Source organism: Campylobacter upsaliensis, from assembly GCF_900637395.1.
In the GTDB taxonomy this organism is placed as follows: Bacteria; Campylobacterota; Campylobacteria; order Campylobacterales; family Campylobacteraceae; genus Campylobacter_D; species Campylobacter_D upsaliensis.
Map to the genome: position 1 here is coordinate 1,349,204 of NZ_LR134372.1, position 24,482 is coordinate 1,373,685.

Below are 24,482 nucleotides of genomic sequence, written 5' to 3' on the forward strand. Positions count from 1 at the left end.
AATGCAAAAAAAGATTTTTTGGCTTAATCTTTTCATCGTTATCATCATAGCCTTTAACCTCCGCTCTCCTATTACCTCAATAGGACCTGTGATTGACATTATCGCAAATTTTTACACACTTAATTCTACCTTTGCTGGTATTTTAACAGCTCTACCCCTCGTAGCCTTTGGGACCATTTCTTTTTTGGTTGGCTATTTTTCACCACTTAAGGCTATTATTGTCGCCTTACTTTTAATCATAATGGGAGAATTAATCCGCTCTTATTTTGGACTTTTGGGGCTTTTTAGCGGTATGTTTTTATTAGGCTGTGGTATAGCCTTTGCAAATGTTTTACTTCCTAGTTTCATTAAGGAAAAATTTCCCAATCAAATTTCCTCCTTAATGGGAATTTACAGCCTTGTTTTAAGCGTTTCCTCCATTTCTGGCATAGCCCTTGCAAGTCCGCTTTTAAAGCTTTTTGAAGTGCCTGAAGCTATGGCTTTTTGGCTTATTTTTGCTTTAATTGCTCTTTTTGCCTATTACCCACAAATGAAAAATGGCAGAATTAAACGCAAAAAAAGCAAAATTTCACTTAAAATCAAACTCCACACTCACAAAACCGCCTGGAAAATCACACTTTTTATGGGAATGCAAAGCTTCATAGCCTATGCTTTATTTTTTTGGTATGTGCTTTTCATCACGGAAAAAGGTTTTGATAAAAATTTCGCTACTAATGCCGTTTTACTTGCTCAGCTCGTAGCTCTACCCGTTTCGCTTTTTGGACCCTTACTTTTAGGCAAACTTCCACTTAAATTTCACACAAGCTATATTGCAAGCTTATGTGCTTTATATGTGGTGGCTCTTTTCATACTTTATGCCTTTGATAGTGCTTTTATGGTGCTTTTAAGTGCCTTTATTATAGGAATTCCTTGGGGTGGAGTTTTTGGCATAGCCTTGCTTTTCATCGCACAAAAAAGTCAAAATGCTAAAATCGCCACCAAGCTTTCGGCTTTTGCTCAAGGATGTGGTTATTTAATCGCCGCACAAGCACCTTGGATTATAGGCTTATTGCGTGATATTTTTCATACTTTTTCTTGGGGAATTTTGCTTTTAGTTTTTGTAGGCATAGGTGTTAATATCTTTGGCTACCTTGCCTACAAAGCTGATAAAATAAGTTTTAAATAGCTTTCGTCCTTGTCTCTAGCCATTTAAGTGCTTTAGGCTCATCTTGAAGGCGTGGAGCAAGCTTTTCTTTTACTTTTTGATGATAAGCATTAAGCCATTTTTTTTCTTTTTCGTCAAGTAAATTTACATCAATGCAACTAAGCTCAAAAGGGCAAAGTGTAACAGGTTTAAAATATAAAAATTCACCATAGGCTGAGTTTTTAGGATTTTCTACCTTAGTATTAACAACTAAATTTTCAAGTCTCACACCCCATTTTTCCGCCTTATAAATCCCCGGTTCTATGGAGGTAAGCATACCTTCTTTAGCCCTTGTTTTTTCAAGCACAGGAGCAAAGTATGAAAGCACTTGCGGACCCTCGTGAACATTTAAAAAATAGCCCACTCCGTGTCCTGTTCCGTGAATATAATCAAGCTGCTCCTCCCACAAAGGCTGCCTTGTAATAGCATCAAGTAAAGGCATAGCAATATTTTTAGGAAAAATTGCTCTAGAAATGGCAATATGTGCCTTTAAGACAAGAGTGTAATCGTGAATTTGCTCCTCACACAAAACACCCACAGGCACAACCCTAGTAATGTCTGTCGTGCCATTTTTATACTGCCCCCCAGAATCGATAAGCAAAAAGCCGTCTCCCTCAATATCTAAGCAGTTTTGCCTCTCTGCTTTATAATGTGGAAAAGCACCATTGCCCTTAAAAGCTGCTATGGTCGCAAAGCTATTACTAATATAAAAAGGACTTTTAGCTCTAAATTCCGTAATGCGCGTATCTATATCGACTTCATTAATTTTTTGCTTTTGTTCTAAAGCCTCTTCAAGCCACGCAAAAAAACGACACAAAGCCACGCCATCTTCTACCATCGCATCTTCTATGTGAGAAATTTCCCTTGCACCTTTAACCGCCTTTAAATGTGTGCTAGGATTAATCTCCTCTACAAGCTTAACGCTAGAATTTAAAGCTTCCACAAGTAAGGCTGTCATTCTAGTTGGCTCAATCAATAAGGTTGTATTTTCCAAGCTTTTTAACTCTTTAATGACACTCTCATAAGCACAAATTAAAATTCCCTCACTCTTAAGCTCTTCTTTTAAAGCACTAGAAATTTTACCCTCATCGACAAAAAGCAAAGTTTCATTTTGTTTAATTAATAAATGACTTAAAAACACAGGATTATACTCTACATCCGCACCCCTTAAATTTGTAAGATAAGCAATATCATCAAGACTTGAGATGAGATGATTTTCCGCTCCTAATTCACACATTTTTTGACGGACTAAAGCTATTTTTTCTTTAGCACTTAAGGCACAATATGCCTTTTCGTGAGCGTAAATTTGAGCCTTAGGTAAAGAGGGGCGATCACTCCACATTAAGGCGATTAAATCGCAATGCTTAAGTGTGCAAAAGTCCTCTAGCTCTTTCTTAAGAGCTAGATTAAGCACGGCAAAATCACTGCCTAAAATTTGACCTTGTTTTAAATTTTTCTTAAGCCAATTTTGAAAAGTGTTTTCTTTATCTTGCTTTTGCAAAACTACACCACTTCCCTCAAGCTGCTTTTGTGCCTGAAGCCAATAACGCCCATCAACCCATAAATACGCTTCTTTTTGTGTGAAAACTAAAGTCCCCACAGAGCCTTGAAAGCCACTTAAATAATCCTTAACTTTATAATAATCACTTAAATACTCGCTCAAATGCGGATCAGCACTCACGACAAGATAGGCATCTAAGCCCTTTTCTTGCATAGCTTCGCGTAATTTTCCTACCCTTTTTGCAAAGATATTCATCTTTTTCCCTTTAATTTTCTAATTTTTTCACAAAATTTTTAAAAACTAAAAGCACCGCAGCCACAGCAAATAAAATCCACACACATTGATAAAATAAATCAGGTAAAGTTGCTAAATTTTCTTCATTAGCGTGTCCTCCTATAAGCCCCGCTAAAACATTACCCACTGAAATGCTTACAAACCAAAGTCCCATAACTTGCGATTTTATAGCACCCGGAGCGATCTTAGTCATAATGGACAAGCCCACAGGAGAAAGACAAAGCTCACCAAGCGTTAAAAACAAAAAGCTAGCCACAATCCACCAAGGAGAAGCTAAAATCGCACTTCCACTAGCCACAGCATTTGTAGCATTTTCTACGCCACCATTATTTGAAATGATACTACCTGCCGCAAAAGCCATAATCAAAAAGCCCACTCCAGCACCGATCAAGCCCAAAGAGAATTTAGTCAAAGAAGAAAACTCACAATTTCTTTTTGCCAAAAAGACCCAAATGCCCCCAATTACAGGTGCTAAAAGAATAATAAAGAGTGCGTTGATAGATTGAAACCACACGGTTGGAATTTCATAGCCTAGAACCATTTTGTCAGTAAGTTTATCGGCGAAAAAATTGTAAGTTGTGTATTGTTGCTCAAAAACAGACCAAAACACAGCCGCCGCAAAAAATAATATAACAAAAAGAATCAAATTTTTCTTCTCATCTTTAGTCAAAGATGAAAGAAAAAATAGATAAAGAAAATAAAAACCCGCACACCATAAAATTACCATAGTCATACTTTTTGCAATCGCAACAGGATTAAGATTGATAACGCCACTCACACTTAAGATAGCGATACCTACAAGAGCGATGAAAAACACCGCGATGAAATAAGGAGCGTTTTTATTATATTTTGTCGCCTTATCCCAAGCCTCGTCCATACCGACTTTTTCATCAAATTCTTTAAAATCAGGCACAGCTTTAAAGGCAAAAATCAAAAGTGCGATAAGCATACCAATGCCCCCCGCTCCAAAGCCCAAATGCCAGCCATATTGCGTTTGTAAAAAGCCCGTAACCAAAGGTGCTATAAAACCACCTATATTAATCCCCATATAAAAAATGGTAAAACCAGAATCGCGTCTAGGGTCTTTTTTATCATACATCATACCCACCATAACCGAAGAGCAGGTTTTAAAAAGTCCCGTGCCTATGACTATAAGCCCTAAGCCCACGAAAAATAAAGCTGTATTAAAATAAGAAAGCCCTATACTCAAATGTCCCAAAGCTATAACTACACAGCCTATAAAAACGGCTCTTTTCTGTCCTAAATAATTATCCGCTATCCAGCCACCCGGTAAAGCTGCTAAATAAATACAACCGCCAAAAATTCCAGCAATTGCCGAAGCCTCTTCCTTACTCATACCAAGTCCGCCACTAAGCAGGGTCGCTGTCATAAAAAGCACAAGTAAAGGACGAATTCCATAAAAAGAAAATCTCTCCCAAAGTTCAGTTGCAGACAAAGCAAATAAAGGCTTAGGATGCCCTAAAAATGCTTTATCGAGTTTTTGTGTATTTTGTTCTTGTTTCATACCACTTCCTTTTATTATTCGATAATCATTTTAATTATAATAAAAAAATGTAGATTTTAGTAATATTTTAGATGAAATTATTTTAAGTTGTTACGATTTTACATATTTATTTTAAAGTGATTAATGTTAAATTTAAATGGAGGCTTAAACTTAGGGCTTTTGCATTTTGCAATTCTATACTTTCAAATTTGAAAGCAAAATTCGAATTCTCAAGCTCATAAATAAATAGCAAAAGTTTTAAAAAATCGCCACTCAACTCTAAATCTAAAAAATGTTTTTGCAATAATTTTTCATCTTTATAAGTATTTTGCAGATGGTTAATCAATAAATGATGCTTCCTACTTAACAATTCTATAAAATCCAAATAATCCTCATAATTTTTACTAAAAAATGCAATTTTTCCAAGCCCCTCTTCAAGCTTTAAATTTTGCTCCTTAAGTTCTATTTTAAGGTTTTTTTCTATATTTTCTAAATGCTTAATTTGCGATTTTCTTTCCAATAAAGTCTCGCCATTTAGACCTATAATTTCCTCCAAAAATCTCCCAGAAAAACTCTCATATAACTTAAATGCCAAAAATATCCCTAAAAATCCTAGCAAAATAGCAAAAAGTATCTTTTCTCTTAAATTTAAATTTTCCAAAAATGCTACCAAACTACTCATTTTTTAACTCCAAAATGAGTTCCTTAGAATTTGCATTGATAATTTCAAACATATTGTTTTTTTCTATTTTTTCCAAAGCCTTTATATAATCATTTTCCGCGTTAAAAACCAGTCTAATGCTATCTTTTAAGCTTAACGAAGAAATTTTAAGTCCATTTTGATTAAGAAAGCTAAAAATTTCATAAAGCTTAAGACTTTTCGCTTCATCTTTTTTAAAGTGTATCGCTAAAGCCGCTAAAAGCTCTTCATTTTGTCTTAATAAAAGCGTATTGTTTTTATAAGTTCGATTCAAATCTTTTAAATTTTCCTCCAAAATGAAAAGATTCTCATTGAGTTTTTTTAAATCGGTTTTTAAATTTTCATTATTTTGTTTGGTGATTTTATTTTGAGTGTATTTAGGATAATCTTTCCAAAATAAAACGCCCAAAGTCCCTAAAAAACAAAAAGAAAATAATAAAAAAGCCAAAATAAAAGGCTTTAAATTCAATTCATTTTTTTTAATAAAATCTGTCTCATTAGAAAAATGACAAAGAGAGCAAAGCGTCTTTTGTGGCTCTTCTTTGAAAAAGCTCTCCACGCTTAAATGCCTATGATACCCACTAAGCCACACGCCAAAAGCGAATTTATCATTGACGCTTAGCACTAAATCATTTTGCTCTAAAAGCTCTAAAATTCCATAATTTTGAAAGAAAAGATCCTTATTTTCTTTCAAATCTAAATCCCTCAAGCTAAATTGCGGTAAATTTTTAAGCCCTGTAAAATAGCCATTTTTAAAATAACTTATAAAGCTTAATGTTTCTCCAAAAAATACAACGCAAAATTTTTTCTCTTTAACCCACTTTGGATAAAGCATACTAAAGATAAGAGGCTGGGGATAAACGCTTTCTTTTTTGTCTAAATTTTTAATATGTGTTAAGAAAATATGAGCGTTTTCATTTTCCCTAAAAACACTCATTTGATATTCAAAAGCATTATTTAAATGAAGCTCCTCCACGACACTTTCAAACAATACATCATTTTCTAACCGCCCATTTTTCTTCGCATAAAAAAGCTTGTCAAACTCTATAAATTCACGCTTTTTATTCTTCATACTCTAGCATTTTTTTTAGAAAATTTTCATCTTTTTGCCAAGCCTTTTTTACCACAACAAAGAGTTTTAAAAGCACCTTTTTTTGCGTTAAATTTTCTATCTTAATCCTTGCTTTTTGCCCTATTCTTCTAAGAGTCGCTCCCTCTTTTCCTATAATCATTGCTTTGTGAGAATTTGTGTCGGTGATAATTTGTGCGTGGATAATAAGAAGATGTGGCTTTTCTTTTACATTTTGCATTAAAATCTCACTACAATAAGGCAGCTCGTCGCTTAAATTTTCATACAAACTCTCTAAAATAAAATCTCTAAAAAGCTCTTTTTCGCTACTTGGCGTTAGAAATTCGCTATCATAAAAATGTGTGTGAGAAGGAAGAAGTTTTACAATTTCATCTAAAAGGGCTTTTTTATAACTTTTTTGCTTACAAGAATAAGGCAAAATAGCCTGAAAATCTCCGCTAAATTTCGCATATTCGCTTAATTTTTGAAGCACTTCCTCATTTTTAGCTAAATCGACCTTATTTAGCACGACAATGTGCGGAATTTGCGGCTTTAAAGCAAGGAATTTTTCATAATCACTTATTTCATCAAAAATACTCGCCACAAAAACGATGACATCACAATCTTTCATAGCCTTTAACGCACTTTGGATTAAAAGCTGATTAAAAGAAGTTTTGCTTTCGTGAAGACCGGGCGTATCGATGAAAATGAGCTGATTATCTCCTTGCATTACTATGGCTTTGATTTTGCGTCTTGTAGCGTTTTGTTTGTGAGAAACAAGGGCGATTTTTTCCTCAAGTAAGGAATTAATCAGTGTGCTTTTACCTGCATTTGTGCGACCTATGAGGCTTATAAAGCCACTTTTCACAAAATATACCTCGCTAAATCTTTATTTTCTACAATAGAGCTTAATTTTTCTTCAACCATCTTTTTATCCACAATGAAGCTTTTACCAGCATACTCATCAGCCTCAAAACTTAAGTCCTCAAGTAATTTTTCTATTACCGTATGCAGTCTTCTAGCACCTATATCTTGCATTTCTTCATTGGCTCTTGAAGCGATTTTAGCGATCTCTCTTATAGCCTCATCGTCAAATTCTAAGCTTAAATCCTCCGTTTTTAAAAGCTCTACATATTGCTTTAAAAGGGAGTTTTTAGGACGGGTTAAAATGGCATATAAAGCCTCATCATCAAGGCTATCAAGCTCCACTCTTAAAGGAAAGCGTCCTTGAAGTTCTGGGATTAAGTCGCTTGGTTTGCTAAGATGAAAAGCCCCCGCAGCGATGAAAAGAATATGATCGGTTTTTACAATTCCTAGCTTAGTTTGCACACTTGAGCCTTCTACTATGGGAAGTAAGTCCCTTTGAACGCCCTCTTTACTAGGGTCTTGACGATTAGAATTTCCGCTTGAAACGGCGATTTTATCTATCTCATCGATAAAGATAATCCCCTCATTTTCCACACGCCTTAAAGCCTCACTTTTAATGTTTTCTGTGTCTAAAATTTTATCACTTGCCTCGCTTTTAAGGGTATTTCTAGCGTCTTTGATTTTCATCTCTTTTTTGACTTTTTTACTGCCTACGCCTATGACTTTTACCATATCTTGCATTGCACTCATTTCAGGGGGGAGATTAGGATTAGTATCGAACATATTTTGCGAAATTTCAAGCTCGATAACACTTTCATCTAAGTCCCCATTTTTAAGCTTTGTTCGCATTTTTTCAAGGCTGTTTTGATACTCTTCTTGTTTTTCCTCACTCACGCCTTTAGGAAGAGGCGGTAAAAGCTTTTCTAAAATTTTATCTTCAATATAAGCTTCGATTTTATCTTGATTTTTCTCTCTTTGCTCGTTTTTGACTAAATTTAAAGCCGCATTTGCTAGGTCTCTTACCATACTTTCGACATCACGCCCTACAAAGCCCACTTCTGTATATTTACTCGCTTCGATTTTGATGAAGGGAAAGCCCATCATCTTAGCTAAACGCCTCGCGATCTCCGTTTTACCCACGCCCGTTGAGCCTATCATTAAAATATTTTTAGGCATAATGTCATCTTGAAGTTCGGGGCTTAGTCTCATTCTGCGGTAGCGGTTTCTTAGGGCTATGGCGATGATTTTTTTCGCCTTTTTCTGCCCTATGACATAATCATCTAAAAATTTAACAATTTCTTTAGGGGTTAAATTCATTTTTCATCCTCAATTACATAAGTTTTAATGTTTGTATTTGTATAAACACAAATTTCACCTGCGATTTGAAGGCTTGATTTGACAAGTTCTTCTTCGTCTAAATTTTGTGCGTGTTTTTTTAAAGCCCTTGCCGCTGAAAGTGCGTAATTTCCCCCACTTCCTATGGCTGCAATTTGATTATCCTCAGGTTCTAAAACATCACCCGTGCCAGAAAGTAAAAAAATGTGCTTTCTATCAAGCACGAGCATCATAGCTTCAAGCTTTCTTAAATACTTATCCTTACGCCACTCTTTAGAAAAATCAATCGCCGCTTTAAGCAAGTCGCCCTTAGAGCTTTGGAGCAAATTTTCAAACATATCAAAGAGATTAAAGGCGTCCGCCGTGCTACCTGCAAAACCTGCCAAAACCTTGCCATTGTTTAATTTACGGATTTTGACGGCATTGCCTTTCATTACCGTATTCCCAAGGCTTACTTGTCCATCGCCACCGATGACGGATTTATTTTTACCCTTATAAGCTAATATCGTTGTAGCGTGAAACATTACTCCGCCTTAACTTCAATTTTAAATTCCGCGTGGATAGCGTGTCCTAGCTTTACGCTTATGTTGTGAATACCTAGCGTTTTAATCATTTCACATTCTAGGCTTTTTTTATCTAGCTCTATATTTTTTTGCTCTTTTAAAGCAAGAGCAATGTCCTCTTTCGTAACCCCGCCAAATAAAGACCCATTTGCCCCCACAGGTTTTGAAATTTCAAGTGTGATTTTAGAAAGCTCATTTTTAAGCTTTTCTAAATTCGCAAGCTCAAAACGCAAATTTTCCGCTTCTTTTTTCTTATCGCTTTCATATTTTCTTAAAACTTCATTTGTAGCGGCTTTAGCAAAACCTTTAGCGATGAGAAAATTCTGCCCATAGCCGTCCTTGACTTCCTTGACCTCTCCAGCCTTACCTAAACTTTTAACATCTTTGATTAATAATACCTTCATCACTTTTCCTTAACAAATAAATGAATTTTAACGCAAATTTATAAACAACTTTAAAAATCACAAGCTGGAACGCTTTTTGCTAAATTTCATCAAAGTTTAAATGAAGGCAAAAAAATGTTTAATGATAAGGTCATTTTAATCACAGGTGGCACAGGCTCTTTTGGCAAGACTTATACTAAAGTTTTATTACAAAATTATAAGCCTAAGAAAATCATCATTTATTCACGCGATGAACTAAAGCAATTTGAAATGGCAAGTGTGTTTAACGCCCCTTGTATGCGTTACTTCATCGGCGATGTAAGGGATAAAGAAAGGCTTAAAAAAGCGACTAAAGATGTCGATTTTATCATACACGCTGCGGCGATGAAACATGTGCCAATAGCTGAATATAACCCTATGGAGTGCATTAAAACTAATATCCACGGCGCACAAAATGTTATTGATGCTTGTTTTGAAAATGGCGTGAAAAAGTGCATAGCCCTAAGCACGGATAAGGCTTGTAATCCTGTAAATTTATACGGAGCGACTAAGTTAGCTAGCGATAAACTCTTTGTCGCGGCAAATAATATGGCAGGGGAGAATCACACACGCTTTAGCGTTACAAGGTATGGTAATGTCGTAGGTTCAAGGGGTTCTGTGGTGCCGTTTTTTAAAAAACTCATTAATGAGGGTGCGAGTGAGCTTCCCATCACAGATGTTAGAATGACGCGTTTTTGGATAAGCCTTGAAAATGGTGTGAAATTTGTGCTTGAAAATTTTAAGGCTATGCACGGCGGCGAAATTTTTATCCCTAAAATCCCCTCGATGAAAATCACCGACCTAGCCCACGCCCTAGCACCCAAATTAAAGCATAAAATTATAGGCATTAGAGCGGGGGAAAAATTACACGAAATTATGATTTCAAGTGATGATAGCCACCTAACTTATGAGTTTGAAAACTACTATGCCATAAGCCCTAGCATTAAATTTATCGACACGCACACGGATTTTAGTGTCAATGCTTTAGGCGAAAAGGGGCAAAAAGTGCCAAATGGCTTTTCTTATAGCTCGGATAATAATCCTTTATGGGCGAGTGAAAAAGAGCTTTTAGACATCATTAATGAGGGGTTTTAATGCTATCTTATTCTCATCAAAACATTACCCAAGATGATATTGAAGTCGTTGTAAGAGCCCTAAAAGAAGACTTTTTAACCTGCGGAGCTAAGGTAGAGGAATTTGAAAAAGCCTTAGCAAAATATGTAGGCGTAAAAGCCGCTTGTGTGGTAAATTCCGCCACTTCGGCACTGCATTTAGCCTATCTTGCTTTAAATGTTAAGGGCAAAATTGTTCTTACCACGCCTCTTACTTTCATCGCCACTTCCAATGCGGCTTTAATGGCAGGAGCTAAGGTGGAATTCATCGACATAGGCACGGACGGCAATATTGACGCTAAAAAGCTAAGAGCTAGGCTTGAAAAAGGAAGTGAAAATATCGCTGCTGTGGCGGTGGTGGATTTTGCAGGGCAAAGTGTAGAGATAGATGAAATTTCCGCACTTTGTGAGGAATTTAAACTCCCCTTGCTTGATGACGCTTCTCACGCCTTAGGGGCGGAATTTCGCGGTAAAAAAGTCGGCTCTTTCGCAAGTTTGAGTGTGTTTTCCTTTCACCCTGTAAAGCCCATTACAACCTTTGAGGGCGGGGCTGTGGTGAGTGATGATGAGGAATTAATTGAGCATATTAAAAGGCTAAGAAGTCATAGCATTATAAAAAAAAGGCTGTGGGATAGCGATAGTTTCGAGCTTGGCTTTAATTACCGCTTAAGTGATGTCGCTTGTGCTTTAGGGATTAATCAGCTTAAAAAGCTTGATGTGAATTTAGCAAAAAGAGAGCAAATCGCCGCTTTTTACGATAAGGAATTTGAGAAAAATCCCTATTTCTCCACGCTTAAAATCCCTGCTTATAAAAAAAGCTCAAGACATCTTTATCCTATACTTTTATATCCTGAGTTTTGGTGTCAAAAAGAAGAGATTTTTAAAGCACTTTTAAAGCGTGAAATAGGCGTTCAAGTGCATTATAAACCTACTTATGAATTTAGTTTTTATAAAAAAGAGCTTCCAAATTTACGCCTTGAAAATGCGGATAATTTTTATAAAGCCGAGCTTTCTATTCCTTGTCATCAAGAAATGAGTTTAGAACAAGCAAAATTCGTCAAAGAAAGCCTTTTTGAAGTGCTTGAAAATGGGGGATATTGTGGATAGTTTAGATTTTCGCTCCGCCTCCTTTTCAAAGACTTCAAAGGCTCTTTATGCCTTAGCTACAAGACTTTTTCCAATATGGCGTTCTATCACAGGTGAGGGTTTTAGGGCTAGTCTTGAAATTTTAAAAAAAGAATTTGAAAACACGGGGGGGGGGGGGGGGGTAAGCCCATTTCAAATTCACGCCCTAGCCTCTGGAAGTAAAGTTTTTGACTGGACTATCCCGCCTGAGTGGAGCGTAAAAGACGCTTATATCATCACGCCACAAAATGAAAAAATTTGTGATTTTAAAAAACATAATCTTCATCTTTTAAATTACTCCACCCCCATAAATACAGAACTAGATTTTGAAGAGCTTGATAAACATCTTTATTCCTTAAAAGAGCTTCCAGATGCTATCCCTTATGTAACGAGTTATTATAAAAGGCGTTGGGGCTTTTGCCTATCTCATCATCAAAGATTAAAGCTTAGCAAGGGAAAATACCGCGTTTTTATAGATTCTAAGCACGATGAAAACGGAGTTTTAAATTATGCGGATATTGTGATACCAAGCACCACAGGCTTAAAAGATGAAATTCTCATCTCCACCTATCTTTGCCACCCATCTATGGCAAATAATGAATTAAGCGGTCCTTGCGTAGCTATCTTTTTAGCAAAATGGCTTCACACGCTAAACACTCGCAAATACAATTACCGCTTTGTTTTCGTGCCTGAAACCATAGGAAGTATAGCTTATTTATCGAAACATTTAAAGCATTTACAAAAGCACACAAAAGCAGGTTTTGTTCTAAGCTGTGTGGGCGATGAAAAAAATTATTCACTAATTCACAGCCCAAAAGCTAATACTTTAAGCGATAAAGTCGCCTTTCATACCCTTAAAAACAAGAAAAATTTTAAAGAATTTAGCTTTTTATATCGCGGCAGTGATGAGAGGCAGTATTGTAGTGCTTTAGTAAATTTACCTGTGGTTTGCGTGTGTAGGACGCGTTTTGGGGACTTTAAGGAGTATCATACGAGCTTAGATGATTTAAACTTTATCACGCCTAAAGGTTTGGGTGGGGCTTTAAGGGCTATGCAGGAGATGATTTTAAATTTAGAAAATAACGCTACTTACAAAAGCACCATTTTTTGTGAGCCAAATTTGGGTAAAAGAGGGCTTTATCCAACACTTAATCTACGCAATCAGCCTCCACAAATTTCCACCTTTTTAGCCCTTTGTGATGGTGAAAATGATGTTTTAGACATTGCACAGATGATGGATTTGCAAGGCTATGAGCTAGAAAATATCATTAAGGATTTACTAAAATACAATTTAATCAAAAGGATAAAGCCGTGAATTTTTTACAAGCTAAAGATAAAATTTATAGCAAAAAAGATTTTTACGAAGCACTAAAGAGTGTAGGGATAGGGCGTGGGGACTGCATTTGTGTGCATACAGAGCTTTTTAATTTAGGCATAGCTTTGGTGGGGCGTGAGGAATTTTTGGGCATTTTACTGGAAGTTTTTAAAGAACTTTTAGGAGAAAATGGCACACTCATTATGCCAACTTTCACTTATGATTTTTGCAACGGCAGAGATTTTGATAAAAAAAATCACAAAAGCACTATGGGCGTTTTGACAGAGTTTTTTAGATTGCAAGAGGGTGTTTTACGCAGTGATGACCCTATTTATTCTTTTGCGATTTGGGGAAAGGATAAGGGGGATTTTTTAAGCCCAACGCCTACTTGCTTTAGCGAAAACTGCGTTTATGACATCTTGGCTAAAAAAGACGGCAAAATCGTGCTTTTAGGCACGGATATTGTGGGCTATACCTTTACGCATTTTATTGAAGAAAGGGCAAGGGTGAGTTACCGCTATTATAAAGAATTTAGCGGGAAAATCATCGATGAAAGGGGCTTAGTGCGTGAGAAAAGCATACAATTTTATGTAAGAGCTTTGAGGCAAGAAAAAAGTATTTTTTCTGTGCCAAAACAAGTTGATATTTTAAAAGCAAATCATAATTTTAGGCGTGAAAGCTTTGCAAATGCTTGTATAGTCAGCATAAAAGCAAAAGCCTATTTGAAGGATACTTTAAGCATTTTAGCTCAAGATGAAAAAGCCCTTTTGTAACGCTTTAAGCATCTTCTATCTTTGAAATTTCTAGGTGCATTTTAGCGTTTTTTTGCGAAAAATGATAAAGCAAATCATCACTTGGATAGCTTATGCTTTTGTTTTTACAAGGGGGTTTTGGGTGGGAGAAAATTTGGGTGAGCATTGGGGGAAGTTCTTTATTGATGAGAGATTTTATAGACATATCTAAGCCGTGTTCTAAACTTTTAATAAATTTGCCATCGATTTGACTTTCCTTTTTTATTAAATTTAATTTTGCCTTAAAACCTAGCTTTTCATAAAGGGCGTAAAGCTCTTGTTTTTCATCAGGCGGAGCGATGTCCTTATCCTGTATGGAGTGATAACTTACATAAATGGGTTGGGGATAATTAGCCTGAATAGCAAGATGTTCCGGCTCTAGGATATAGCGAATTTTTCTTCTTGCAGGGGAGAAAAAATTAGGCGAATACCGATTAGAAGTCCAAAAGGTTTTATCAAAACAATGTAGATTAATCTCCTTATAAGCCGTGCCTACGGATATATGCTCCATATAATCAATTTCTTTACCAAAGCCTATAAAACGCCAAGGAAATTTCGCATAACCTGAATTATCTATGACCCCATCTATCGCCCAAGGAGCGATTTTGCTTACTAAATGTGCTAAGTAGCCTCCGTGAGATGAGCCGATTAAAACAACTGGTAAATTTTTGACATTTTTACCCCCCCCCCCCCCCCCCTGTATTAAAAGGTGGATTTTTCTGCACATAAAAAAGAGCGTTTAAAATGTCAAGGGCGGACATAATGCCAAAATTATTATATTCATTTCTCGCAGGTTTTAGAGTGGCTGTAAGTGTGGGGTGAAAGCTATCATTAAGTCTTTTTTGCTGCTTAAGTTTAAGAATTTGTGCGTTGATGAGTTCTAAAAGTGCGGTAAGGGCTTCTTTGGAATTAATGGAGTCTAAAGGAGGCGTTTTAAAATGGATATTTTTACAAAACTCATCTATAATCATTTTATCGATTTCATCTAAGAAAAAATCTACTCCAGTAAGAGAGCGATTACCTATGCAGTGGTAATTCACGCTCACAACAGCTGCTTCAAATTCGTTTGCTACAAACCCAGCTAAATGCTCCCTATAATTCTCATCAGCATCCGCACCAAGCCCGGGAATGATGAAGATAAGGGCTTTAATTTCTTTTTCATCATCATAACAAAGCCTAAATTCCAGCTTACTTTCCCTCTTAATCCCAAGCTCTACATCATCACAGCTTTTAATCTTATAAGTTTTATCTACAAGCATTTTTTGCCTTTTGTTTTGAAATTTAGATTATTATACAAAAAAAACGATGAAAGGCTAGAAAAGATGATATGTCATATTGATGACTTTTTACAAAAAAGTGTGAAAAAATTCCCACAAAAAATGCTTTTTAAAGAAATGGGGGGAGTAAGTATCACTTATAAAGAATTTGATGATTTAAGTCAAAAAGTTGCAACTAAGCTTTTAAACACCTTAGCAAAAGAGCCTATTCAAAGTCCTATTTTAATCATCTTACCTAAAAGCATTAACACGCTTATTAGTTTTTTTGGCGTGGCAAAGAGTGGGAATTTTTATACACTCTTAGATGAAAAAATGCCCCTTGAAAGAATAGAAAAAATCATTAGTGTTTTAAAACCTAAGGCTTTCATCACTTCAAAAAGTTTAAATTACAAGCTTGATTTACCTACACTTTATACAGAAGATTTTGAAAGCTATGAAAGAGATGAAGAAGCTTTAACAAAGGCTAGATTAAGACATATTGATACAAATTTACTTTATGTCTTTTTTACAAGTGGTAGCACAGGGCTACCTAAGGGAGTAAGCATAAGTCATAAAAGTGTGATTGATTATGCTTTTTGGGTGAGTGAGGAATTTGAGTTTAGCGAAAGCTCAAATTTGGCTAACCAAGCCCCACTTTATTTTGACAATTCTATCCTTGATATTTTCCCTACTATTAAGGAGGGTGGCTCTGTGCATTTAGTGCCAAATTCACTTTTTGCCTTTCCGCTTAAGGTGCTTGAATACCTAGAAAATGAGGGGGTTAATACCATTTTTTGGGTGCCTTCAGTGCTAATTTATTTTGCAAATACACAGGCTTTAGAAAAATTTACACTCAAAAAGCTTAAAAAAGTGCTTTTTTGCGGAGAAATTATGCCTAATAAACAGCTTAATTACTGGAGAGCAAAGCTTCCAAACACCCTCTTTGCTAATCTTTATGGACCAACTGAAATCACTGATGTGTGTTGTTTTTATAAGGTAGATAGAGAATTTAAAGATGAAGAGCTTTTACCTATAGGAAAGGCTTGTAAGAATACAGAACTTTTAGTCTTTGATGAAAATAAAAATTTGATTAATGAAGTAGGTAAAAAGGGTGAGCTTTTCGTAAGAGGGACTAGCCTTTCTTTAGGTTATTATAATGACACAGAAAAAACAAAAGCAGCCTTTATACAAAATCCTTTGCATAATAATTATTTAGATTTACTTTATAAAACAGGAGATATTGTCGCTTATAATGAATTTGGGGAATTACTTTGCTATGGAAGACTTGATAATCAAATCAAATTTAAAGGACATAGAATTGAGCTTGGTGAGATAGAAGCAGTGTTAAATTCTCACGCAAAGATTAAAAATAGTGCTTGTATCTTTAAAGATGACAAACTCATCGCCTTTTATGAGAGTGATGAGGAGCTTGATTTAAAGGGCTTTTGTAAACAAAAACTCCCCCCTTATATGATAGCCTCAAGTTTTGTAAGGGTGGAAAAATTCGCCCTTAATGCAAACGGCAAGATAGATAGGAAGGTTTTGAGTGATAAAATTTGAGAAGATTGTTTGTTTGGGAGAAGGCAAATTTGCCCTACAATGTCAAAAAATTGCTGAAAATTTTTTCGCTTGTCCCGTAGAACTCTTACAAAATGACAATATAAAAGAACTTGATGGCTTTTTTGCGAGCTTAAAAAACGCTCTTATTATATCTGCGAACAATACCTTTTATCTTTTTAAAAAGCCTTGTATTGCTAATAATACCATTATCAATTATCACAATTCTTTACTGCCTAAACACAGAGGATTAAACGCTCACATTTGGACAATTTTTGAAGATGATGTGAAAACAGGCATTTCTTGGCATAAGGTTGATGAGGGGATAGATACTGGAGATTTAATTATACAAAAAGAAATTGTGCTAGATGAAAGCTTTACAGCCCTTTCTTTACTTAGAATGCAGTATAATTTAGCTCTATCCTCACTTGAGGAAGCTTTAAGGAATTTAATGCTTAATCGCGTTAAGCCACAAAATATAGAGGCACTTTATCATAGTAAAAATGAGTTTCCTAATGAAGGCTATTTGGATTTGGCTTGGGAAGAGGCTAAAATTTGTCGTTTTTTAAGAGCAATGGATTGTGGAAGTCATCAAGCTCAATTAAGGCTTTTTGGAAGGGATTTAAAAATTTTTTATTACGATCTAGAAAATTTTAATCTTTTCTTAAGCAATGATATAAAACTTCATATTAAAAAGGATAGAAATGCAACAAATTAAACAATTTTTTAAGAATATAGGGCGTGAGGATTTAGATGAAAATTCTCAAAATTTACTTAGTTCTGGCTTGATTGATAGTTTGGATATTATGGCTTTTATTGCTGAAGTGCAAAAACATTACAAAAAGCCATTTTTATTGGGGGGGGGGGGGGGGGTAGAACCTAATGATTTTGAAAATTTTGAAAATATCAAAAAGTTGATTGAAAGAGTAATGTTATGAAAATCCTGATGTATCATTATGTGCGTGAAAGTGTGCCACATTTGCCATTTTTTCGTTATTTGTCTTTTGATAATTTTAAAAAACAATTAGATTATTTTGAAAAAAATTTTGGCTTGGTATCTTTTGAGGAATTTTGCCGCCTTAAAACAGAGCCTGAATTTATCAATATGCTTAAAAATAAGATTTTGCTCAGCTTTGATGACGGCTTAAAAGAGCATTTTACCTTGGTCTATCCAGAGCTTTTAAAAAGGGGAGCTTTGGGAATTTTCTTTATGCCAACTGCGGTTTTAAAAGAGGAAAAAGCTTTGTATGTGCATAAAATTCACTATTTGCTAGGACACGGGGGGGGGGGGGTAAGCTCCTTGATTTAGCCTTAGAGCTAATTGAACCTAGTATGTGTGAAAATGAAAATGCCTATTTGTTCGAAGATTATTATGATTTACTTGATGATGAAGAGAGCGTGAAGCAATTTAAGCTTTTATTAAATTATAATCTCAAAGAAGAATTTAAAGAAGAGGTTTTATCCGCCCTGTTAGCGAAATGTAACTTAAGCGAGGCACAAATTTACGAAAATTATTATCTTAACCACGAAGAGCTTAAAATAATGAGTGAAAATCAAATGCTTATAGGAAGCCACGCTCACTCTCACATTAATTTCTTAAATCTTAACGCCAAACAAGAAGCAGATGAAGTGAGAAAATCTTTTGAAATTTTAAGCTTTTTAGACCCTACCATTCGCACTTTTTGCTATCCTTATGGGGAATTTAGTAGGAATTCAAGGGCTATTTTGCAAAATTTGGGAGTTGATTTTGCCTTTGTAAGCTTAGATGAGTATAAAAAAGACATCGATGAAGAGGATTTAAAGAAAAATCCTTTTACTTTAAGCCGTTATGATTGTAATGCCTTTAAATTTGGGAAAGCGAGTATGGGATAATGCACGAGTTAAGATTTTGCCGCCTTGATGAAGTGGCACTTTTGCAAAGCTACATCGCTAAGGAGTGGAGAGGGGACCATATCTTTGTAAAATCACGCGAAGTGCTTGATTTTCAATATTTAGACCGCAAACGCTCCCGCTATAATGTCCTCATCGCTTATAATACGCAAACTAAAGAATTTGACGGAATTTTGGGCTTTAGTTTGCTAAGTCAGTATGATGAAAATATCAAAGATGAGTGGATTTTCACTTCGATTTGGAGCGTTAAAAAGGCTTATGTGTCATTAGGACTTAAGCTTTACCGCTATCTTTTTGAATTTTTTAACATTAAAAATACCTCAACAGCTGGACTTTCGGGAGATTCTGTGAAATTTTGCAAACTTTTCTACGACAAGATGGATAAACTTTATCATTTTTACATTAAAAATGATAATAAAAAAAGCTTCAAACTTGCTATTTTTAAGCAAAATCCCCCAACTAAAAAGCCAAATTTAAGACTTAATCTTAAAAAACTTAGCCTTAAAGAATTCAAAAACTCCACTCTTAAATGCCACTTTACTCCGCAAAAAAGCAAGGCTTATTTTATCAATCGATATTTAAAACACCCATTTTATAAATATGAAGCTTTGGGCGTTTTTAAAGAAGATATTTTAAAAGCCGTATTTTTCATAAGAAGCGTTAAAACTCATAAAGCTAAAGCTCTTTTGATAGTCGATTTTATAGGCGATGTAAGGGGAAATTTACGCACTTTATTTGTAGAATTTTTACAAAAAAGACGATGTGAATTTGCAAGTTTGCTTTGCTATGTGCCAAAAAAAGAGTATTTTTTAAAAATGGGCTTTTCCCTGCCAAGTGATGATGAGCTTTTGCCTGTATATTATGAGCCTTTTTTAAAGCAAAATATCGCCATTTACTTCGCCCTAACTAGCAAACATAAAAACGCCTCCTTTTTCAAAGGCGACAGCGACCAAGATAGGGTCAATAAGCTTGGTTAATTATATTTTATTATAAAACCTAATCAACGCAAAAATCACAACCTCTTAGTATAAGATAAAAAAATTTTAAAGCATTTTATCTTAATTAGGTCCATAATTTGCTTTTAATTTATACCTCTTTGATACAATCTTTTTGCAAGTTATTTTAAAGGAATCAAATGGAACAAATCAAGCAATTTTTCATCAATATAGAACGAACAGACATTGATGAAAATATGGATAATCTCGTAAGCGATGATGTAATTGATAGCATTGACATTATGGCTTTAGTAGCAGAGATTGAAAAGCACTATGGCAAGGCTTTAAAAGCGGAATTTATCAACGCAGAAAATTTTGAAAATTTCGCAAGTATCAAAAAAATGTTAGAAAGTGCTTTTTAAACCCCCTCCCAAAGCGGCAGGGGGTTTTTAAGCCTTTAAATTTTGCTCTTTAAGGGCTTTGATAACGGCATTTTTAGACTGCAAAAGTTCCGTGAAAAAATCGACCACCTTATCCCAGTCTTCTTGCGTTACCCTTTCTAAATGCGGATTTTCTTTATAAGCGTCCCAATTTACAGGCTCAAATAAATGCGTTTTGTGTGGAAAATACTTCGCCCTCACCCACTCTAAAGACGGAGCATAATAATCCACATAAGCCTTAGCTAAATCTTTTTGCACCCTAAATTTGAGCCTATCTTCCTTCACGCCCTCAAAATGCTTCCTTGAGATGTAAAGCATAGAATTAAAATTCCCGCCTAAGTCCTTTTTGTTAAGCCTTGATTGTAGCTCTATGCCAAGAAGATTAAAGCTTTCATTTTTGTGTTGTTTGAGTGAAAATTCCTCATCCCACTCTATGCCTAAATGATGTGTAAAGTCCTTAAGCATAGTCCCTCCCACATAATCCTGCCTTAAAAGACGCACGATGATATTCTCCTCCCCCCACACCGCTTCGTGGTCTTTTACGATTTGCGCGTAATCAAAAATGTGCTTTCTAGGGTGCTTATCAGGGGTGAAATCGCCTGAATAAAAGCCCATATTATTCTTATAATCTTGTGAGCAATGTGAATTTAAATAATCCAAAGTATTTCTAAAATACACGATGATTTTCACTTCATCAAAGCCCAAATTTCGCATAATATTTTCTAAAATTTCGATGTGGCGACGCGTTGGAAAGTCCCACACTATACCCTCAGCGGAAAAAATGAAGGTTTTATCCCTATGCTCTTTAATTTCTTCTTTAAAATTCTCTAAAGCCCTAAGTAATCTTTCATTTTCTAAATCTTCTAAAACATTTGCGCTTAAATTTGGTTTTTCTACAAGTTCTAAAACCATATCCACCAAAGCCCAGTGGCGATTTGCCACGCGTAAGCTTTTAGGATAGATAAAACCCTTTTCTAAAAGTTTGGCTTCATTTTGCATTAAAAAGCCTTGTTTTTCTTGATTACCTGAATTTGTCGTGCCTATGTGTAAAAATGCTTTCATTATTTGCCTTTCAAAAATTTTTCTTATTTTAGCTTAAATTGTGTAATGTCAAGCACATACCCCCCCCCCGTCATCTTTAAAGGTAAAAAGCTTGTCTTCACACACATAGCTGATTTCATTATCCTCTCCCACAGGACTTTTCCTACCTTGTAATTTTTCGAGCATTTTAGGCAGCTCTTTACGACATAAAGCCTTATCACTCATTCTAAGTCCGTGCTCTAGGCTTTTTACAGCGCGTCCGTCTATATCATTTTCATCTTTGATTAAATGCAAGGTATCATCAAAGCCCAGTTCTTTGAGCTTTTCGCTTAATTCTATCTTTTGTGCAGCAGGTGCGCCATCATCTAAATTTGAGTGATAATGCACGAAAATTGTCTTTTTAGATTTTTCGGCGAGAGTTTGAAGATGCTTAGTATTTAAAATCGTCCTTGCATAATAATTTGCGTTGGAAAAATAATAGGGCGAATTTTCATCTTTTGTCCAAAATTTCTTTACAAAACAAGCAAGCGCATAATGCTTTCCATTGATTACAAATTCAGGAACCCCCGTCTCACGCCCTAAAATATGCGGTAGCCAAGGCAAAACGACCCCGCTATTATCCAAAACGCCATCAACATAAAAAGGAGCGATTTTCGCACAAAGCATAGCCAAATAGCCCCCGTAACTCCCTCCCACATAAATTTTAGGAAGCTCCGCAAATTCGGGGATTTGCAAAGCTAAATCTTTCACAATGCACATTATATCAAGTGCGCTCATAATGCCGTAATTTTGATAATCTCCATTTTTAGGCACGACATCACAATTAAGACGCACCATAAAATTTTCTTCCAAAACTTTGTTATTTTTATATTCTTGTAAATGCTCATCAAGCCAAGGCAAAAAGCCTAAATAATTGCCCACATCGACTCTATCATTACACTTTAAAAGCTGTAAAATTTTTTGCATAAGCTCTATATCCTTAGCATTTGGAATCAAGTAAGGGTTATAAGGCTCTATGACACCCACCCTCGCACAAAAGCAGTGATAAATGGGGCTTATAACGCATACTGGATGTGCTTTTGCCACGCTTTTACGCTCAAAATCGAGAAAATTCATATTTGCATTTGCTCCAAAACCACCAATTAAAAAAACGATAGCCTTAATATCCTTACTATCATCGTAACTTAAGCGGTATTCAAGCTTTGAATTTCTCTTAAGTCCAAGCTCCACATCATAGGCTCCATCTATAAAAAAACTCTTTTCTACAAGCATTAGCACACCTTAAAAAATTTAAACGACATTATAATCAATTTTACAAAATATTTAAGTTTTGTTTTGTTTTTTTTTGATAAAATGCAGATTTTGAATTTTTTAAGAGAAAGGTTTAAAATGTTTAATTCCCTAAACATAGGCGTAAAGCTTGTCATATCCGTGGCAATTGCTGTCATTATAGGCTTAATTGCTTTTGTTACTATCATTTCTGTGCAAGTAAGCCAAACAATGCAAGGTGAAGCTGAAAAGCTAATGCTTCAAGCCTCCAAACGCTATGCAAATAACATCGAAGGCGCACTTAATGAAAGCATAGCCTTAACCAAATCTACCGCAAGGACTATCACGGATTCGATTAAAAACAATGGTTATTTTGATATTACCGATATAGAAACCGTCATCAATAACATCTTCGATAGTTCCGCTTACGCAACTTATACTTTTTTATATCTTAATAACAATACCATCCTAAATGACCCAAATATAATAAAAGAACAACACATTGTTAAAGAGTATAAAAGCGAAAAAGGCACTTTTGGTATGTTACTTCATGATACAGATACCTCTAAGGCTAGTAAGCTTGAAAAGTTGCAATTTAGTGAAAGCATAAAAGAAATTCCTGTCGTGTCAAGAATTGTTTCTTCAGTCAAAGGTAGAGATTTAGATACTGTATATGTAGGAGTCCCTGCTAGAATGAATTTTAACAAACATGAATTTGTGGGTGTGAGTATAGCAATGCCTATTTTTAATCCTAAAGGAGATTTTATTGGCGTTGCAGGCTATATTTTTGACTTAAACGACTTCTCAAATGCCTTGCTTGATAAAAAACTAAGCCTTTTTGAAGAAGATTATAGGGTTTTACTTGCAGGCGATGGAACCGTTTCCGCTCATCAAAACCCTGACGCTCTCCTTAAAAATATAAGCGAAATTAACAAATACTCCCCAGAAAGCTCTTTGAAGGTTTTAGAAATTGTCAAAGCAAATGGAGAGGCGGTTTTGGGCGATTACACTTCACCGACTGGCAAACCTTCCTTTGCTGCCGTAGCTAGTATATCTACCATAGGAAATAGCAGCCACTGGAGTATTTTAACTGCCGCTCCAAAAGATAGTGTTTTAGCACCTTTATATAAAATGCAATTTCTTCTTATCTCCTTAGCCATTGTTTTTTTAATTGCTGTTTTACTTGTGGTTTATTTCCAAGTGCATAGAATTGTAGGTAGAAGACTGCCTATTCTCGTTAATGCACTCGATGCTTTTTTCCGTTATATCAATCACGAAAAGGTTGAAGTTCACGCTATTAAAATTAACGCCAACGATGAGTTAGGACGCATAGGCACAATGATGAACGAAAACATCAAAGCCACCAAAGAAGGCTTAGACCAAGATAAACAAGCTGTAAAAGAAAGTGTTACCACAGTAGGCATAGTCGAAAACGGAGATTTAACAGCAAGAATCACAGCTAATCCTAGAAACCCACAACTCATAGAACTTAAAAGCGTTCTTAATAATCTCCTTGATGTTTTACAAACTAAAGTGGGTAAAGATATGAATAAAATTCATTCTATCTTTGAAGAATTTAAAAGCCTAGACTTTAGACACAAAATAGAAAATGCAAGCGGTAGTGTAGAAGTAACCACTAATGCCTTAGGCGAAGAAATCATCAAAATGCTTAAACAAAGCTCTGATTTTGCAAATTCTTTAGCCAATGAAAGCTCCAAACTTCAAAACGCTGTGCAAAACCTTACTACAAGTTCAAATTCTCAAGCTGCTTCTTTAGAAGAAACTGCTGCTGCTTTAGAAGAGATAACCTCCTCTATGCAAAATGTTTCTCAAAAAACAAGTGATGTTATCACTCAAAGTGAAGAGATTAAAAATGTTACAGGCATTATAGGTGATATAGCTGACCAAATCAATCTTCTAGCCCTTAATGCTGCCATAGAAGCAGCAAGAGCAGGAGAACACGGAAGAGGCTTTGCCGTCGTGGCTGATGAAGTAAGAAAACTAGCAGAAAGAACCCAAAAGTCTTTAAGTGAGATAGAAGCAAATACTAACTTACTTGTCCAATCTATCAATGATATGGCAGAAAGCATTAAAGAACAAACTGCTGGTATCACACAGATTAATGAAAGTGTGGCTCAAATAGATCAAACCACTAAGGATAATGTAGAAATTGCTAATGAAAGTGCTATCATCTCTAATACTGTTAGTGATATAGCTAATAATATCCTTGAAGATGTGAAGAAGAAGAAGTTTTAGGAGTTTTAATTTATACCTAGTGAAAACTAGGTATGAGTTTTTTTAAATTTCTTTTTA

Annotated in this window: 23 protein-coding genes and 1 pseudogene; 13 read left to right on the forward strand and 11 right to left on the reverse strand. The window is 35.4% G+C overall.

All coding sequences use genetic code 11. The features are described 5' to 3' along the window. The first annotated feature begins 1 nt into the window (after position 1). Positions 2–1,165, forward strand: a complete 1,164-nt coding sequence (locus tag EL158_RS06760) for an MFS transporter (RefSeq protein WP_027304845.1) — start codon at positions 2–4, stop codon at positions 1,163–1,165. Here EL158_RS06760 and EL158_RS06765 read toward each other — a convergent pair. From EL158_RS06765 to rplI, 8 genes are all read right to left on the reverse strand, one after another. After that, entirely contained in the window at positions 1,158–2,939 is a 1,782-nt protein-coding gene (locus tag EL158_RS06765; protein ID WP_027304844.1) for an aminopeptidase P family protein, read from the reverse strand. The two genes, EL158_RS06760 and EL158_RS06765, sit on opposite strands and share 8 nt — an antisense overlap. A 10-nt stretch (positions 2,940–2,949) precedes the next feature. Next, the gene (locus tag EL158_RS06770) at positions 2,950–4,503 is read right to left on the reverse strand and encodes a peptide MFS transporter (RefSeq protein WP_027304843.1); all 1,554 of its coding nucleotides are present in this window, start codon (positions 4,501–4,503) and stop codon (positions 2,950–2,952) included. Positions 4,504–4,609: 106 nt separating this feature from the next. Further along, positions 4,610–5,164, reverse strand: a complete 555-nt coding sequence (locus EL158_RS06775; protein WP_027304842.1) for a hypothetical protein — start codon at positions 5,162–5,164, stop codon at positions 4,610–4,612. Continuing rightward, positions 5,157–6,254 carry a hypothetical protein gene (locus tag EL158_RS06780; RefSeq protein ID WP_027304841.1) on the reverse strand — a complete coding sequence of 366 codons (1,098 nt, stop codon included), beginning with the start codon at positions 6,252–6,254 and terminating at the stop codon, positions 5,157–5,159. Before EL158_RS06780 ends, EL158_RS06775 begins: the two co-directional genes overlap by 8 nt. After that, positions 6,244–7,119, reverse strand: a complete 876-nt coding sequence (era, locus tag EL158_RS06785; RefSeq protein ID WP_027304840.1) for a GTPase Era — start codon at positions 7,117–7,119, stop codon at positions 6,244–6,246. Before era ends, EL158_RS06780 begins: the two co-directional genes overlap by 11 nt. Continuing rightward, positions 7,116–8,435, reverse strand: a complete 1,320-nt coding sequence (hslU, locus tag EL158_RS06790; protein WP_027304839.1) for an ATP-dependent protease ATPase subunit HslU — start codon at positions 8,433–8,435, stop codon at positions 7,116–7,118. Before hslU ends, era begins: the two co-directional genes overlap by 4 nt. Continuing rightward, on the reverse strand, positions 8,432–8,977 hold the full coding sequence (hslV, locus tag EL158_RS06795) for an ATP-dependent protease subunit HslV (RefSeq protein WP_004277780.1): 546 nt from the start codon (positions 8,975–8,977) through the stop codon (positions 8,432–8,434). The genes hslU and hslV overlap by 4 nt, the downstream gene beginning before the upstream one ends. Beyond that, the gene (gene rplI / locus EL158_RS06800; protein WP_027304838.1) at positions 8,977–9,420 is read right to left on the reverse strand and encodes a 50S ribosomal protein L9; all 444 of its coding nucleotides are present in this window, start codon (positions 9,418–9,420) and stop codon (positions 8,977–8,979) included. The genes hslV and rplI overlap by 1 nt, the downstream gene beginning before the upstream one ends. A 114-nt stretch (positions 9,421–9,534) precedes the next feature. Between rplI and pseB the strand changes: the two genes are divergently transcribed. Genes pseB through EL158_RS06820 form a run of 4 tightly spaced genes read left to right on the forward strand, consistent with a single transcriptional unit; the run spans position 9,535 to position 13,763 of the window. Then, a complete protein-coding gene (gene pseB, locus EL158_RS06805) occupies positions 9,535–10,533 on the forward strand; it encodes a UDP-N-acetylglucosamine 4,6-dehydratase (inverting) (RefSeq protein ID WP_004277782.1) in 999 nt (332 codons plus the stop codon). Then, positions 10,533–11,657: a UDP-4-amino-4,6-dideoxy-N-acetyl-beta-L-altrosamine transaminase gene (gene pseC, locus EL158_RS06810; RefSeq protein ID WP_027304837.1), complete on the forward strand. Its 1,125-nt coding sequence runs from the start codon at positions 10,533–10,535 to the stop codon at positions 11,655–11,657. The genes pseB and pseC overlap by 1 nt, the downstream gene beginning before the upstream one ends. Then, positions 11,638–12,990, forward strand: coding sequence for a DUF4910 domain-containing protein (locus EL158_RS06815; RefSeq protein ID WP_414973602.1), 1,353 nt, complete (start codon positions 11,638–11,640; stop codon positions 12,988–12,990). Before pseC ends, EL158_RS06815 begins: the two co-directional genes overlap by 20 nt. Continuing rightward, positions 12,987–13,763, forward strand: a complete 777-nt coding sequence (locus EL158_RS06820; RefSeq protein WP_027304836.1) for an AAC(3) family N-acetyltransferase — start codon at positions 12,987–12,989, stop codon at positions 13,761–13,763. The genes EL158_RS06815 and EL158_RS06820 overlap by 4 nt, the downstream gene beginning before the upstream one ends. Positions 13,764–13,767: 4 nt before the next feature. Here the strand turns inward: EL158_RS06820 and EL158_RS08560 are convergent. After that, positions 13,768–15,040, reverse strand: a pseudogene (locus EL158_RS08560) (DUF2920 family protein). Positions 15,041–15,103: 63 nt separating this feature from the next. Between EL158_RS08560 and EL158_RS06835 the strand changes: the two are divergent. The 7 genes from EL158_RS06835 to EL158_RS06865 all read left to right on the forward strand — a co-directional run bounded on the left by EL158_RS06835 (position 15,104) and on the right by EL158_RS06865 (position 19,841). Beyond that, positions 15,104–16,597 (forward strand): amino acid adenylation domain-containing protein, encoded by a 1,494-nt coding sequence (locus tag EL158_RS06835; protein WP_126361650.1) that lies wholly within the window; start codon positions 15,104–15,106, stop codon positions 16,595–16,597. Continuing rightward, positions 16,584–17,312: a formyltransferase family protein gene (locus tag EL158_RS06840; RefSeq protein ID WP_027304805.1), complete on the forward strand. Its 729-nt coding sequence runs from the start codon at positions 16,584–16,586 to the stop codon at positions 17,310–17,312. Before EL158_RS06835 ends, EL158_RS06840 begins: the two co-directional genes overlap by 14 nt. After that, positions 17,299–17,532: a phosphopantetheine-binding protein gene (locus tag EL158_RS06845; RefSeq protein WP_126361557.1), complete on the forward strand. Its 234-nt coding sequence runs from the start codon at positions 17,299–17,301 to the stop codon at positions 17,530–17,532. Before EL158_RS06840 ends, EL158_RS06845 begins: the two co-directional genes overlap by 14 nt. Further along, positions 17,529–17,903 carry a polysaccharide deacetylase family protein gene (locus EL158_RS08785; protein WP_126361560.1) on the forward strand — a complete coding sequence of 125 codons (375 nt, stop codon included), beginning with the start codon at positions 17,529–17,531 and terminating at the stop codon, positions 17,901–17,903. Before EL158_RS06845 ends, EL158_RS08785 begins: the two co-directional genes overlap by 4 nt. Before the next feature lie 23 nt (positions 17,904–17,926). Next, positions 17,927–18,466 carry a polysaccharide deacetylase family protein gene (locus EL158_RS08790; protein WP_126361563.1) on the forward strand — a complete coding sequence of 180 codons (540 nt, stop codon included), beginning with the start codon at positions 17,927–17,929 and terminating at the stop codon, positions 18,464–18,466. Beyond that, a complete protein-coding gene (locus EL158_RS06860; RefSeq protein WP_034956225.1) occupies positions 18,466–19,461 on the forward strand; it encodes a hypothetical protein in 996 nt (331 codons plus the stop codon). Before EL158_RS08790 ends, EL158_RS06860 begins: the two co-directional genes overlap by 1 nt. A 158-nt stretch (positions 19,462–19,619) precedes the next feature. Continuing rightward, positions 19,620–19,841, forward strand: a complete 222-nt coding sequence (locus tag EL158_RS06865; protein ID WP_004275275.1) for an acyl carrier protein — start codon at positions 19,620–19,622, stop codon at positions 19,839–19,841. Positions 19,842–19,868: 27 nt separating this feature from the next. Here EL158_RS06865 and EL158_RS06870 read toward each other — a convergent pair whose 3' ends face one another. Both EL158_RS06870 and EL158_RS06875 read right to left on the reverse strand, forming a co-directional pair. Further along, positions 19,869–20,921 carry a hypothetical protein gene (locus EL158_RS06870; RefSeq protein ID WP_027304802.1) on the reverse strand — a complete coding sequence of 351 codons (1,053 nt, stop codon included), beginning with the start codon at positions 20,919–20,921 and terminating at the stop codon, positions 19,869–19,871. A 48-nt stretch (positions 20,922–20,969) separates the two neighbouring features. After that, positions 20,970–22,172 (reverse strand): DUF2920 family protein, encoded by a 1,203-nt coding sequence (locus EL158_RS06875; RefSeq protein ID WP_027304801.1) that lies wholly within the window; start codon positions 22,170–22,172, stop codon positions 20,970–20,972. Positions 22,173–22,253: 81 nt separating this feature from the next. Between EL158_RS06875 and EL158_RS06880 the strand changes: the two genes are divergently transcribed. Further along, positions 22,254–24,425 (forward strand): methyl-accepting chemotaxis protein, encoded by a 2,172-nt coding sequence (locus EL158_RS06880; protein WP_232008201.1) that lies wholly within the window; start codon positions 22,254–22,256, stop codon positions 24,423–24,425. Positions 24,426–24,482: the final 57 nt, after the last annotated feature.